The organism is Halomonas aestuarii (assembly GCF_001886615.1).
In the GTDB taxonomy this organism is placed as follows: domain Bacteria; phylum Pseudomonadota; class Gammaproteobacteria; order Pseudomonadales; family Halomonadaceae; genus Halomonas; species Halomonas aestuarii.
The window spans coordinates 591,148-604,318 of sequence record NZ_CP018139.1; the positions used below are offsets into that span (position 1 = coordinate 591,148).

At 65.8% G+C, this 13,171-nt stretch carries 11 protein-coding genes and 2 rRNA genes; 6 read left to right on the plus strand and 7 right to left on the minus strand.

Annotated features, from left to right (window positions below):
* Nucleotides 1–13: 13 nt before the first annotated feature.
* Together BOX17_RS02715 and BOX17_RS02720 are read left to right on the plus strand one after the other, a co-directional pair.
* The gene (locus BOX17_RS02715) at nucleotides 14–901 is read left to right on the plus strand and encodes a TatD family hydrolase (RefSeq protein WP_071941947.1); all 888 of its coding nucleotides are present in this window, start codon (nucleotides 14–16) and stop codon (nucleotides 899–901) included.
* Nucleotide 902: 1 nt separating this feature from the next.
* Nucleotides 903–1,457 (plus strand): hypothetical protein, encoded by a 555-nt coding sequence (locus tag BOX17_RS02720; RefSeq protein ID WP_244272197.1) that lies wholly within the window; start codon nucleotides 903–905, stop codon nucleotides 1,455–1,457.
* 7 nt (nucleotides 1,458–1,464) lie between these two features.
* Here BOX17_RS02720 and BOX17_RS02725 read toward each other — a convergent pair whose 3' ends face one another.
* Complete coding sequence (locus tag BOX17_RS02725; RefSeq protein WP_071941948.1) at nucleotides 1,465–3,636, minus strand: thiamine pyrophosphate-dependent enzyme; 2,172 nt, start codon at nucleotides 3,634–3,636, stop codon at nucleotides 1,465–1,467.
* Between the two features lie 79 nt (nucleotides 3,637–3,715).
* On the minus strand, nucleotides 3,716–4,270 hold the full coding sequence (locus BOX17_RS02730) for an elongation factor P hydroxylase (protein WP_071941949.1): 555 nt from the start codon (nucleotides 4,268–4,270) through the stop codon (nucleotides 3,716–3,718).
* A 204-nt stretch (nucleotides 4,271–4,474) separates the two neighbouring features.
* Here BOX17_RS02730 and BOX17_RS02735 point away from each other — a divergent pair, with 204 nt between their 5' ends.
* The 3 genes from BOX17_RS02735 (at nucleotide 4,475) to BOX17_RS02745 (ending at nucleotide 7,722) form a co-directional block, all read left to right on the plus strand.
* A complete protein-coding gene (locus BOX17_RS02735; RefSeq protein ID WP_071946574.1) occupies nucleotides 4,475–5,866 on the plus strand; it encodes an MATE family efflux transporter in 1,392 nt (463 codons plus the stop codon).
* A complete protein-coding gene (locus BOX17_RS02740; RefSeq protein WP_244272199.1) occupies nucleotides 5,838–6,893 on the plus strand; it encodes a DUF3080 family protein in 1,056 nt (351 codons plus the stop codon). Before BOX17_RS02735 ends, BOX17_RS02740 begins: the two co-directional genes overlap by 29 nt.
* A 112-nt stretch (nucleotides 6,894–7,005) precedes the next feature.
* The gene (locus BOX17_RS02745; protein WP_071941951.1) at nucleotides 7,006–7,722 is read left to right on the plus strand and encodes a hypothetical protein; all 717 of its coding nucleotides are present in this window, start codon (nucleotides 7,006–7,008) and stop codon (nucleotides 7,720–7,722) included.
* Nucleotides 7,723–7,737: 15 nt separating this feature from the next.
* Here the strand turns inward: BOX17_RS02745 and tusA are convergent, their stop codons facing one another.
* On the minus strand, nucleotides 7,738–7,989 hold the full coding sequence (tusA, locus tag BOX17_RS02750; protein ID WP_071941952.1) for a sulfurtransferase TusA: 252 nt from the start codon (nucleotides 7,987–7,989) through the stop codon (nucleotides 7,738–7,740).
* Nucleotides 7,990–8,031: 42 nt separating this feature from the next.
* On the opposite strand from tusA, the gene BOX17_RS02755 reads away from it, so the two are divergent.
* Nucleotides 8,032–8,322: an antibiotic biosynthesis monooxygenase family protein gene (locus tag BOX17_RS02755; RefSeq protein ID WP_071941953.1), complete on the plus strand. Its 291-nt coding sequence runs from the start codon at nucleotides 8,032–8,034 to the stop codon at nucleotides 8,320–8,322.
* 16 nt (nucleotides 8,323–8,338) lie between these two features.
* Here BOX17_RS02755 and rlmM read toward each other — a convergent pair whose 3' ends face one another.
* The 4 genes from rlmM to BOX17_RS02775 all read right to left on the minus strand — a co-directional run bounded on the left by rlmM (nucleotide 8,339) and on the right by BOX17_RS02775 (nucleotide 13,030).
* A complete protein-coding gene (rlmM, locus tag BOX17_RS02760) occupies nucleotides 8,339–9,406 on the minus strand; it encodes a 23S rRNA (cytidine(2498)-2'-O)-methyltransferase RlmM (RefSeq protein ID WP_071941954.1) in 1,068 nt (355 codons plus the stop codon).
* On the minus strand, nucleotides 9,390–9,833 hold the full coding sequence (locus BOX17_RS02765) for a DUF2721 domain-containing protein (RefSeq protein ID WP_071941955.1): 444 nt from the start codon (nucleotides 9,831–9,833) through the stop codon (nucleotides 9,390–9,392). The genes rlmM and BOX17_RS02765 overlap by 17 nt, the downstream gene beginning before the upstream one ends.
* Before the next feature lie 110 nt (nucleotides 9,834–9,943).
* A 5S ribosomal RNA gene (gene rrf, locus BOX17_RS02770) occupies nucleotides 9,944–10,059 on the minus strand.
* An 83-nt stretch (nucleotides 10,060–10,142) separates the two neighbouring features.
* A 23S ribosomal RNA gene (locus BOX17_RS02775) occupies nucleotides 10,143–13,030 on the minus strand.
* Nucleotides 13,031–13,171: the final 141 nt, after the last annotated feature.

Sequence of the window (13,171 nt, forward strand, 5' to 3'; positions counted from 1 at the left end):
GGAGTGTTTCGCCGTGGCCGACGCAACGCCCCCCTTCGATGACGTGCTGCCCGAGGCGCTGAGGTTCCGTTCACCGGCCCCGCTGGTCGACATCGGCGCCAACCTGACCCACGAGAGCTTCGCCCGCGGCCTCGAGGCGACGATCCAGCGCGCCCGGGCCGCCAACGTGACCACCCTGATCCTCACCGGCACCGACCGGGAGCACGCCGAGCAGGCGGTGGCCCTGGCGCAACGCCATCCGGGGCTCTACGCCACGGCGGGGGTCCACCCCCACGACGCCAGCCGATGGGAACCGACGCTGGAGGCGGCCATGCGCGAGCTGCATCGCCAGCCCGAGGTGGTGGCGGTGGGCGAGTGCGGCCTGGACTTCAACCGCAACTTCTCCACCCCCGCCGAGCAGGAGCACGCCCTCGAGGCCCAGCTCGGCCTCGCGGCGGAGAGCGGCAAGCCGCTGTTCCTCCACGAGCGGGATGCCGGGCGACGCATGCGGGAGATGCTGCATGCCTGGCGCGACGACATCGGGGACGCCGTGATCCACTGCTTCACCGCCGACCGCGAGACGCTCTTCGGCTACCGGGACCTCGACCTGCACATCGGCCTGACCGGCTGGCTCTGCGACGAGCGCCGCGGCCACCACTTGCGCGACCTGGTGGGCGAGATCCCCCTGGACCGGCTGATGGTGGAGACCGACTGCCCCTACCTGCTGCCGCGCAATTTACCTGCCAAACTCAAGGGCAGACGCCACGAGCCGGCCCTGCTGCCCTGGATCGTGAGAGAGATCGCCCACTGGCGGGGCATGGAGGAGGCCGAGCTGGCCCGCGCCACCACGGCGACCGCCCGCGCCTTCTTCCGCCTGCCGCCTGGCGAGACGCCCCACGACATCGACCACGAGGAATCCTGACATGGCCGGTTCCGGCACGAACGAGACACCCGGCTTCATTGCCGTGGAGACCGGCGATGACGACGGCCTGCCGCTGGCGATCGCCTGGACGCTGCCCGACGGGCGCATAAAGCATACCCTGATCCAGCCCGACGACGACTGGCTCGATGCCGAGATGGTCTCGCTGGGCGGTTACAGCCTGGAGGAGCTCAACAGCATCGGGGTGAGCCCGCTGGACGTGATCCGGGAACTGGAGAACGACCACTTCAACCAGACACTCTACACGGCGGGGGTCGGCGACGACGAGGCGGCCATCTCGCGGCTCTTCGACACCTACGGCCTCGACCCCTTCGTGGAGCTGGCGCCAGCCGAGAGCCTCTACCGCGAGCTGGAGCCCGGCGACTGGTCCCGTGCCCGGGGCGACATGTTCGGCGAGATGGGTCTCGAGCCGCTGCGGCCGGAACACGAGGTGGAGGTGATGCTGCACCTGCACCTGCGCCTCGCCCCCGAGGGCGAGGCCCGAGAGGTCGCGCCCTTCGATGGCCGGCTGATGGATGGCGACGACCCCGAGGAATGAACGGGGGCTATCGTCCCTGCCGTCCCACCAGGCCGAGGGCCCGCTCGACGATCCCCTCCACCGAGGGCAGGGTGACCGTGGCGGCCGGCCCCAGAGGGATAAAGCTGTCCTCGGCGCTCAGGCGCGCCAGGCGCTCCCCCGGGATGCCGCGTTCGACCAGGCCGGTGATCAGCTCCTCGCTGACCGAGCCGCTGCGGCGGCACTCGTCCACCACCAGTACCCGCGCACAGTCGGCCACCCGGTCATGCAGGGCCTCGTGGTCGATGGCGGTGAGCCAGCGCAGGTCGATGATGCGCACCGCGATGCCCTCGGCCTCGAGGCGCACGGCGGCCTGTCGCGACAGGTGGATCCCGTTGCCGTAGCTGACGATGGCCAGGTCACGCCCCTCTCCCCACTGGCCGAGCTCGCCCACCGCCAGGCGGTACTCCGGGCCCGGGTCGGCGAAGCACCAGCGGTCATCGCCCTCCTCCAGCAGGTCCCGGCCGTGGTAGCGGGCGATCGGCTCGAGCACCACCACCACCCGCTGCTCCTCGTCGGCCAGCCGCACCGCTTCCTGCAGCAGCCCTACCGCCTCCTGACCACTGGCGGGACAGGCCACCAGCAGGCCGGGGATATCGCGCAGCACGGCGATGGCGTTGTCGTTGTGGAAGTGGCCGCCGAAACCCTTCTGGTAGCCGAGCCCGGCGATGCGCACCACCATGGGGTTGGTGTACTGGCCGTTGGAGAAGAAGCTCAGGGTGGCGGCCTCGCCCCGCAGCTGGTCCTCGGCGTTGTGCAGGTAGGCGAGGAACTGGATCTCGAGGATCGGCACCAGGCCACTCTGGGCGAGGCCGATGCCGAGCCCCAGGATGCTCTGCTCGTCGAGCAGGGTGTCGATCACCCGATGGGGCCCGAACTGCGCCTGCAGCCGCTGGGTGACGCCGTAGACGCCCCCCTTGCGCCCGATGTCCTCCCCGGCCATCACCAGATGCGGATAGCGGGCCATCAGGCGCTGCAGCGCCTGATTGATCAGCCTGGCCATGGGGGCCGGGGTGGTGTCGACCTCGCCCTGCCAGTCCTTCCGGCGACCGGCCCGTGGCGGCGGCACGATGCTCGCCATGACCTCCTGCGCGCGCGAAAGCTTCGGCCGCCGAATGACCTCCTCGGCCTCGCGGGCCACCCGGTCACCGATCGCCCGGTAGCGCTCGGCGATCTCGTCCACCGAGAGCACGCCGTGACGGCGCAGCAGCCCCGCACTGACCAGCAGCGGGTCGCGCGCCTCGTCGGCCTCGATGCGCGCGGCCGAGCGATAGGCCTGCTCGGCGTCCGACCCGGCATGGCCGTACAGCCGGACACAGCGCATGTGCAGGAACACCGGCCGACGGTGGATGCGGGCGGCGTGGGCCGCCTCGCGGGCCGCCCGCCAGGTGTCCAGGAGGTCGAGGCCGTCGCACTCGAGGTAGTGGAAGCCGGGACGCCCCTGCATGCTGGCCGCGATCCAGCCGGGCGGCGTGGGCATGGAGATGCCGAGGCCGTTGTCCTCGCAGACCATCACCAGCGGCATGGGCATGCCCTGCCAGGCGGCCCAGCCGGCGGCATTGAGGGCCCCCTGGGCGCTGGAGTGGTTGAAGGAGGCGTCCCCGAAGCTGCACACCACCACGCTGTCCTGCGGCCATTCTCCGCCGCCCCCCAGGCGACGCCACAGGCCGAGGCTGTGGGCCGCGCCGACCGCCTTGGGCAGGTGGGAGGCGATGGTGCTGGTCTGGGGCGGGATATGCAGGGCCTTCGACCCCAGCACCTTGTGGCGCCCCCCGGAGATCGGGTCATCGGCGGAGGCGACGAAACTCAACAGAAGGTCGCGGATCGGCGTCTGGTCCGGCACGGCATGGCTGCGCTGGATCAGGAAGGCGGCGTCGCGATAGTGCAGGAAGGCGGGGTCGTCGGGGCGAAAGGCCCTGGCTATGGCCGCATTGCCCTCGTGGCCGGCACTGCCGATGGTGTAGAACCCCTCTCCCCGGGCCTGCAGTCGGCGGGCATGGAGATCGAGGTGGCGACTGGTCAGCTGGGACTCGAAGAGCTCGACCAGCGCCTCGCGGTCGAGCCCGACCTCATCGAGCCGCCGCTCCTGCTCGGGGGCGGGCCAGTCATCATGGCGCAGGGCGTCGAGAAAGCGCTGTTCCTGGGGCAAGGCGTCGGCCACGGGCGGCCTCCGGTCGGCGGAAGATGCCTTCAGCCTAGTCGACCGCTCCGACGACCCGCGACCCGGCCGGTAGCTCCGCTCAGCACGCGACGCCGCTCAGCACGCGGTGCCCCTGGGCCAAGGCGGCCTCCAGGCTCTCGCCCTCCCGGTAGAAGGCGGTCAGGGCCCGGCGGAAGGCCGCCGCGCGAGCCGGCAGGCCCTCGTGAAGGTAGCGCTCGGCTCGCGCCTCGACCCGCGCCCGGAAGCCCTCGCGGTCGACCTCCACCTCGCCCAGGTTGTCGACGCTGACGTTGAAGGGCAGGTCACTGGCCCGCGAGAAGAGCCGCTCCAGCGCCTGGGGCGCCACCTCGACCGCCTCGAACTGGCGCTGCTCGACGGCATCGCGTCCGTCCGGCAGGTACCAGTAGCCGTAGTCCTCGAGTTCCCGCCGACGGGCCCCGGCGATGCACCAGTGACTGACCTCGTGCAGGGCGCTGGCGAAGAAGCCCCGGGCGAAGATCACCCGGTGCCAGCGGCAGGCTTCATCCGCCGGCAGGTAGAGCGGCTCATCGCCTCCCCGGACGAGGCGGGTGGAGAAGGTCTCCTGGAAGAGGCCGTCGAACAGGGCGATGACATCCTCGAGTCGGTGGGTCACGCGGGCTCCCGGCAGTGGCAAAGGGCGCCATTATAGGCGCGGGACGGGCGGAGCGAAAAGCGCCGACGGCTGGTAGACTGAGCGGTCCTTCGGCGCTCGTCACGGACCCGGGCGCCTTTCCCTCTCCTGCCTGCATGGAGCCGTTCCTTGGAGCCGTTTTCCTCACGCCTGCTGGCCACCAGCCGCAGGGAAACCTCCCCGCTGATGCGCCTGGCCCTGCCAATCTGCGGGGCACAGCTGGCCCAGGCCGGCATGAGTGTCGTCGACGTGATGATGACCGGGCGGCTCAGCGCCACGGACCTGGCGGCGGTCTCGGTCGGCTCGAGTCTGTGGCTGCCGCTGATGCTGTTCATGACCGGCACCCTGATGGGGCTGACCCCCATCGTCGCCCACCTGCTGGGCGGCGGGCGCACATCGGGCATCCGGCCCAGCGTGCACCAGGCGCTCTGGGTTTCCCTGGCGCTGGGCGTCGCCGCCGCGGTGCTGCTGTGGAGCGCGGTGATGCCGGTCTTCCGGCTGATGGCGGTGCCGGAGGAGGTCGCCACCCGCGCCGCGGGCTACCTGGCGGCCGTGGCCTTCGGCATGCCCGGGGTGGCGCTGTTCCAGGCGCTGCGCGCCTTCTCGGACGGCATGAACCATACCCGCCCTTCGCTGTGGATCAGCCTGGTCGGCCTCGGCGTCAACATCCCCTGCAACTTCGTGCTGATCTACGGCGGCGAGGGACTGACGGGACTGTTCGGTGAGTGGCTGCCCGCCGCCGTGCAGGGCCTGCCGGCCCTGGGCGCCCTGGGCTGCGGCATGGCCACGGCGATCTCCATGTGGGTGATGTGCCTGGCGATGGTCGCCTACACCCGCCGCTCCCGGGCCTATGGCGACCTCGACCTCTGGCAGGCGCCCACCCTGCCCCGCTGGTCGCTCATCGCCGAACTGCTGCGCGTGGGCGTCCCGATCGGGGTGGCGATCTTCGTCGAGGTGACGCTGTTCACGCTGATCGCCCTGTTCATTGCCAGCCTCGGGGAGGTCACCGTGGCGGCCCACCAGGTCGCGCTCAACTACACCTCGATCCTGTTCATGCTGCCGCTGTCGCTTGCCATGGCGCTGACCGTCCGGGTGGGCAATGTGCTCGGACAGGGCCTCCCCGACCAGGCCCGGCTGGTGGCCTGGAACGGCATCCTGGTGGCCCTGGGCGTGGCGGGCCTGAACAGCCTGCTGTTATGGCTGACTGCCGAGCCGGTGATCGCCCTGTACACTCACAACAGCGAGGTGGCACGCCTCACGCTGTCGCTGGTCGGACTGGCCATGATCTTCCAGGTCTCGGACTCGCTGCAGGTCAACCTGGCCGGGGCCCTGCGCGGCTACAAGGACACCCGGATCATCATGCTGATCACCCTGCTGGCCTACTGGCTGGTGGGGCTGGGGGGCGGCCACTGGCTGGGACGGTACGGCCTGTTCGGGTGGATCGGCCCGCAGGGCGTGCATGGTTACTGGGTCGGCCTGGTCGCCGGCCTGACGACGGCCGCGGTACTGCTGGGCGAGCGACTCAGGCGCATGAGCAAGGCGATGGCCCATGGAGAGATCGAGATTCCCGTCGAGTGATCGCGGGCGTGTGACCTGCCTCGGGCGAGGCATGCTGCTGGCCGTGGTGCTGACGCTGATGGCCGGCTGCGGCGAGGGCGAGAGCGAGGCGCTGCTGGGCGACTACCAGCAGCGCCTGGCCGAGAGCCTGGGCGTCGAGGTACCTGATCGCGCCTCCCCGGACAACATCGGCGCCTTCCCCGAGCAGGACGAGCGGCTGTTCGAGGTCGCCGAGACCCGCGAGGGCATGCTCGACGTCTACGCGCTGCGGGGGTGCCACATCGCCCAGCTGGTGGCGGGGCGCAACAACCAGCTGGGCCGGGTGGCGCCCCCCAGCCAGCGCTGGCTCTACGAGCTCGAGCTGTGGCGACTGCTGAGTGACTGCTGGAACAGCGACGTGCCGTCGACGCTTTCCGGGGACAGCCGGGAACGCCTTTCGCGCCTCACCGCCATCAAGACCGAACAGCTGCCGCGGGTAAGCTGGAATGCCCTGTTCGCCTCCGAGGAGTGGGTCAAGAACTTCTCCCGGGCGAGCTCCCCCCTCGCCCCGGAGGGCCTGGACGAGGCCCGGCAGCGCGGCGCGGCCCTGACCTACCTGCGCGAGGCGACGCTGCACCAGTTCGACCCGGACTGGACCCCCGACTCCGCCACCCTGGAAGGCCATTTCAAGACCCTGCAGGAGCGCCCTTTCTCGGCGGAAATGCTGCGCACCCTGCTGCTGGCCGAACAGCGGCTCGACGAGGCCTCGTCGCTGATCGAGGGGGCGCTGGCGCGCAGCGACGGGGAGACGTGTCCCGGCGCGGTCGCCCCGCTGACCGATTCGACCCCACTGGGGGCGTGGCTGCAGCGTCTCGACCGCTCGGCCAGGCACTGGCTCGGCGCCATCGATGCCCTGCTCGACGCCCAGGTGGCCCCGCCGCCGGCGGTCGCCGAGTATCGACACCGCTGGCTGTCGCTGACCCACCCCGAGGCCCCCCTGCCGGCCTTCACCGAGGCCCGCGAGCACCACGAGGCGCTTCGGGCCCGTCTCGCCCATCGCTGCCAATGAGCCCCCGGGACTTAACCTCGGCAATCACTCTGTGCTATTGATGAGACAACAGTGACGCAGTGCGCTGCAGACCAGGCCGATGCCGTGACCACGCAGCACTTGGAGGGACATCATGGGAATCCCGCAGTCACCCCGCACCGCTCGAGTCATCGACCTCGAGGCCATGCGCCAACGCCAGCTGGCACGGCGACGACTGATTCGCCTCTCACCCGAGTTGGACAACCTGGAGATGGTCTACCGGCTGGCCTCGGATGCCGACACCCTCTACGGCATGCCATTGCTGGCATGGGGGCTGCAGGAGGACGGCGAGGTGGTGGGCCTGGTCCCCTGGATGGAGGCCCTCACCCCCTGCCACCGCCTCGATGATGCCGAGCATGGCCATTTCGTGGGCTATCGCGACCCGGAGACCGAAGAGCTCTTCGAGCAGGCTCCCGAGCACAAGGTGCTGGAGCTCCAGCACGCCGCTGCCTACTTCGACTATGAGGAGACCGACGAGACCACGCTGATCCAGCAGCTCCCGGAGACCCAGGGGACCCATGCCCTCTGCATGGACGAGGGCGATGCGCCCTGGCAGCTCAAGCAGGTCTTCGGCTGGCGCCTCTACAGCGACGGTGCGGTGGAGGCCCTGCTGGCCGACGAGCGGCTCGTCAAGTCGACCCCGATCCTGCCCGGTGATCCCTGTCTCTATCCCGGCCACAGCCAGCACCGGGTGGTCTACTTCTTCCAGCGCCAGATCGCCAACCGCATCCGGCACGAGGACCCCACCACCCTCGAGGCACTGGCCCTGATGGTCATGCCCGGCAGTGACGTTGAACCATCCGCCGAGTGACGGGCTGGCCGCGTCTCAACCGAGACGGATAAGGTAGAGGTAGCTGCCGTCGTCTTCCTGCTGGTACAGCAGCTCATGCCCGAGGAAGCGACAGAACTGGGGGATGTCACGGGTCGTGGCCGGGTCACTGGCCACCACCTTGAGCACCTCGCCGGCTTGCATGTCGCGCACCTTGTTGTGCATCAGCATGATCGGCTCGGGGCAGTAGAGCCCGGTGGTGTCGAGTTGTGCGTCACAGGCCGGCAGGGAATCCGCGGAATCAACCATCGATGACCTCGTTGCAGGACAGGAAAGGTAGGGAGTAACTGGATGATCAAGATCATAATCGAGCGGCGCATCATGCCCGGCCTGGAGGAGGAATACGAGGCGGCGGCTCGGGAAGCCATGCGCCACTCCCTCAGCGCTCCCGGTTTCGTCGGCGGCGAGAGCCTCGTCGAACTCGGCCACAGCGATCGACGCCTGATGATCACCAAGTGGCGCGACCTGCGCGCCTGGAAAGAATGGTACCAGAGCGAGACTCGCGCCCGGGTCATTCAGGACGTGCTGCCGCTGCTGACCGAGGAGGAACGCATCCGGATCTACGAGGCGACGACCCACTGACGCCGGCCATGCTGGCTCAGTCCAGGAGCCTCACGTGCACCGTCACCTCCTCGCGGTCATGGTAGAGGTGGCGACAGGCCACCTCTGCCCGCACACCGGCCTCGGCGAGGGCCGACTCGAGGCGTGACAGGCAGTCGGCGACCTCTTGCCAGCGCCGCTTCATCGGCAGCTTGAGGTTGAACACCGCCTCCCGACACCAGCGCCGTACCAGCCAGCGCTGGACCATCGACATCACGCGCGACGGCTTGTCGACGATGTCGCACACCAGCCAGTCGAGCCGCCCCGGGGGCTCCCAGACGAACCCGTCCTCTCGAAGATGCTCCACCAGCCCGGTGGCCATCAGCCCCTTGTCCATGGGGCCGTTGTCGATTGCATAGACATGCATCCCGCGCTGCACCAGCTGCCAGGTCCACCCCCCCGGGGCGGCGCCCAGGTCGGCCGCCTGCATGCCCTCGCCAAGCCGCGCCTCCCATTCGTCTCTCGGGACGAACTCGTGCCAGGCCTCCTCCAGCTTGAGCGTGGAACGGCTGGGGGCCGCATGGGGAAAGCGCAACCGCCGGATGCCGCCCACAAGCTCGCTGCGGTTGCCGGGAAAGCTCATGCCCAGCTGGACCCGGTCCCCCTCGCTCCACAGCAGGTGCAGCCGTCGTCCGCCCGCCTTTCTCCGCAGGGCACCGCGCTTCTTCAGCAGCGACTCCAGGGGGCGCTTGAGCGCCTTGATCAGGCCGGCCAGGGCCTTGGCATCGTTGGTGTCCGGCGTCTCCTGCCAGACCGAGTCGAAACTCCAGCCGCTGGCCTCCACCTGGTCGAGGATGGGGGTCAGCCGGTCCTCACGGGAGAGCGAGAGCGGGGCCAGCGCCACCAGGCTCTGGCGGGCAAACACCAGGCTGGCCAGCGGCAGGGCCCGATGCAGCCTGTTGGCCGGCTCACCTCCGTCGACCATGAAGCGGACGAAGCCCGCCTCCACCCGGAAATCGGGCGTCCCGGGCCAGCCCAGGGCGGAGGCCTTGTCGGTGATCTCGGCGGCCAGGTCCGGTTCGAAGCCGGGACGGCAGTAGAGCAGCAGTTCACTCGGCGGGGTCATGATCCCCCCTTTTCTCCTTTGCCTGGCGGGAGTCGGAAGCCCGCAGTTCCTCGATGTCCTGCAACTGGACGTTGAGGGCATTGGTGGAGATCTGGATCTCCCAGAGGGAATAGATCAGGGAGATGGACAGCAGGACCAGGCTGGTCCCGAAGAGCACCACTCCCAGCAGCTCAAGCGAGAGAAAGAGGGCAAACATGGAGAGGGTGCAGAGCAGGAAGCTCATCACGCCGGCCAGCTGCATGCGCTTGGTCAGGGAGATCCGCTTGCGCAGCAGCAGGATCTGGGTGGCGTTCGCCTCCTGGTGCTGGTTGCGTTCCTCATCGGCCAGCTTGCGGATCAGCTGGGCCAGGGTGAGGAAGCGGTTGGTATAGGCCAGCAGCAGCAGCGAGATGGCGGGAAACAGCAGGGCTGGAGTGGTCAGCGTCAAGGGTGAGCTCCAAAGGACAGTCGTAACCCCATGATAACAGGTGGCACTTTCAGGGGATGAAATGAAAAAACCCCGAGCTCTGATGAACTCGGGGTTTTCTCGGAATAGGTGCCTGACGATGACCTACTCTCGCATGGGGAGGCCCCACACTACCATCGGCGCTGAGCGGTTTCACTGCTGAGTTCGGCAAGGGATCAGGTGGTTCCCGCACGCTATGGTCGTCAGGCGAAAAACGGTGAATCATGCTGACGAGATCGTCTCGTCGTATCCGTCATGTCGGTCGCCATCGGCAGACCGCTTGGGTGTTATATGGTCAAGCCTCACGGGCCATTAGTATCGGTTAGCTCAACGCCTTGCAGCGCTTCCACATCCGACCTATCAACCAGCTGGTCTCGCTGGGCCCTTCAGGAGGCTCAAGGCCTCGGGGATGTCTCATCTTGAAGGGGGCTTCCCGCTTAGATGCTTTCAGCGGTTATCCCGTCCGCACATAGCTACCCGGCAATGCCACTGGCGTGACAACCGGAACACCAGAGGTGCGTCCACTCCGGTCCTCTCGTACTAGGAGCAGCACTTCTCAAACATCCAACGCCCACGGCAGATAGGGACCGAACTGTCTCACGACGTTCTAAACCCAGCTCGCGTACCACTTTAAATGGCGAACAGCCATACCCTTGGGACCGACTTCAGCCCCAGGATGTGATGAGCCGACATCGAGGTGCCAAACACCGCCGTCGATGTGAACTCTTGGGCGGTATCAGCCTGTTATCCCCGGAGTACCTTTTATCCGTTGAGCGATGGCCCTTCCATACAGAACCACCGGATCACTAGAACCTACTTTCGTACCTGCTCGACGTGTCTGTCTCGCAGTTAAGCACCCTTATGCTCTTGCACTCAATGCACGATTTCCAACCGTGCTGAGGGTACCTTCGTGCTCCTCCGTTACGCTTTGGGAGGAGACCGCCCCAGTCAAACTACCCACCACACACGGTCCTCGATCCAGATCATGGACCTGAGTTAGAACGCCAATGATGCCAGGCTGGTATTTCAAGGTTGGCTCCACCGTGGCTGGCGCCACAGTTTCCAAGCCTCCCAGCTATCCTACACAAGCAACATCAGCGTCCAGTGTGAAGCTATAGTAAAGGTTCACGGGGTCTTTCCGTCTAGCCGCGGGTACACAGCATCTTCACTGCGATTTCAATTTCACTGAGTCTCGGGTGGAGACAGCGTGGCCATCATTACGCCATTCGTGCAGGTCGGAACTTACCCGACAAGGAATTTCGCTACCTTAGGACCGTTATAGTTACGGCCGCCGTTTACCGGGGCTTCGATCAGGAGCTTCGCCGAAGCTAACACCATCACTTAACCTTCCGGCACCGGGCAGGCGTCACACCCTATACGTCCGCTTGCGCGTTTGCAGAGTGCTGTGTTTTTAATAAACAGTTGCAGCCACCTGGTATCTTCGACCGCCTCGTGCTCCGGCCGCAGGGCCTTCACACTAACGCGGCGTGCCTTCTCCCGAAGTTACGGCACCATTTTGCCTAGTTCCTTCACCCGAGTTCTCTCAAGCGCCTTGGTATTCTCTACCTGACCACCTGTGTCGGTTTGGGGTACGGTCCCACTGTATCTGAAGCTTAGAGGCTTTTCCTGGAAGCGTGGCATCGATGACTTCCAGACCGTAGTCTGTTCGTCTCGTCTCTCGGCCTCAGGGAACCGGATTTGCCTGATTCCCCAGCCTACTGACTTTCACCAGGACAACCAACGCCTGGCTCACCTAGCCTTCTTCGTCCCCCCATCGCAATACAGTGAGGTACGGGAATATTGACCCGTTTCCCATCGACTACGCCTTTCGGCCTCGCCTTAGGGGCCGACTCACTCTGCTCCGATTAGCGTCGAACAGAAACCCTTGGTCTTCCGGCGGGGGAGTTTTTCACTCCCCTTGTCGTTACTCATGTCAGCATTCGCACTCGTGATACCTCCAGCAGACTTCTCAATCCACCTTCATCGGCGTACACGACGCTCCTCTACCGCTCGTCATTCGACGAACCCGTAGCTTCGGTACCTGGTTTGAGCCCCGTTACATCTTCCGCGCAGGCCGACTCGACTAGTGAGCTATTACGCTTTCTTTAAAGGATGGCTGCTTCTAAGCCAACCTCCTAGCTGTCTGAGCCTTCCCACATCGTTTCCCACTTAACCAGGATTTCGGGACCTTAGCTGACGGTCTGGGTTGTTTCCCTTTTCACAACGGACGTTAGCACCCGCTGTGTGTCTCCCACGCTTGCACTCACCGGTATTCGGAGTTTGCCTCGGGTTGGTAAGTCGGGATGACCCCCTAGCCGAAACAGTGCTCTACCCCCGGCGGTGATACGTGAGGCGCTACCTAAATAGCTTTCGAGGAGAACCAGCTATCTCCGGGCTTGATTAGCCTTTCACTCCGATCCACAAGTCATCCAAATCTTTTTCAACAGATCCTGGTTCGGTCCTCCAGTTGATGTTACTCAACCTTCAACCTGCTCATGGATAGATCGCCCGGTTTCGGGTCTATTCCCAGCGACTGGTCGCCCAGTTAAGACTCGGTTTCCCTACGCCTCCCCTATACGGTTAAGCTCGCCACTGAAAATAAGTCGCTGACCCATTATACAAAAGGTACGCGGTCACAGAACAAGTCTGCTCCCACTGCTTGTACGCACACGGTTTCAGGATCTATTTCACTCCCCTCTCCGGGGTTCTTTTCGCCTTTCCCTCACGGTACTGGTTCACTATCGGTCAGCCAGGAGTATTTAGCCTTGGAGGATGGTCCCCCCGTCTTCAGTCAAGGTTTCTCGTGCCCCGACCTACTCGATTTCACACCAATCAGATTTCGACTACGGGGCTATCACCCTGTATCGCGTGGTTTCCCAACCACTTCGTCTATCGGTCATGGTGCTTAAGGGCTGGTCCCCGTTCGCTCGCCGCTACTAGGGGAATCTCGGTTGATTTCTTTTCCTCGGGGTAATGAGATGTTTCAGTTCCCCCGGTTCGCCTCCTGACACCTATGTATTCAGTGCAGGATACCCACGTTACCGTGGGTGGGTTTCCCCATTCAGAAATGCCCGGGTCACAGGTTGTTTGCCACCTCGCCGAGCCTTATCGCAGGCTTCCACGTCTTTCATCGCCTCTGGCTGCCTAGGCATCCACCGTGTGCGCTTCATCGCTTGACCATATAACCCCAAGAGGTCTGGTCCGCGATGACAATCGACAATTGCCGGATACGCTTGAGACGTATCTCGTGTCACCTTCCTCTCGGAAGGTAACGTTTGTCAGCATGATTCACATTGTTAAAGAGCACTGTTCAGAGAACA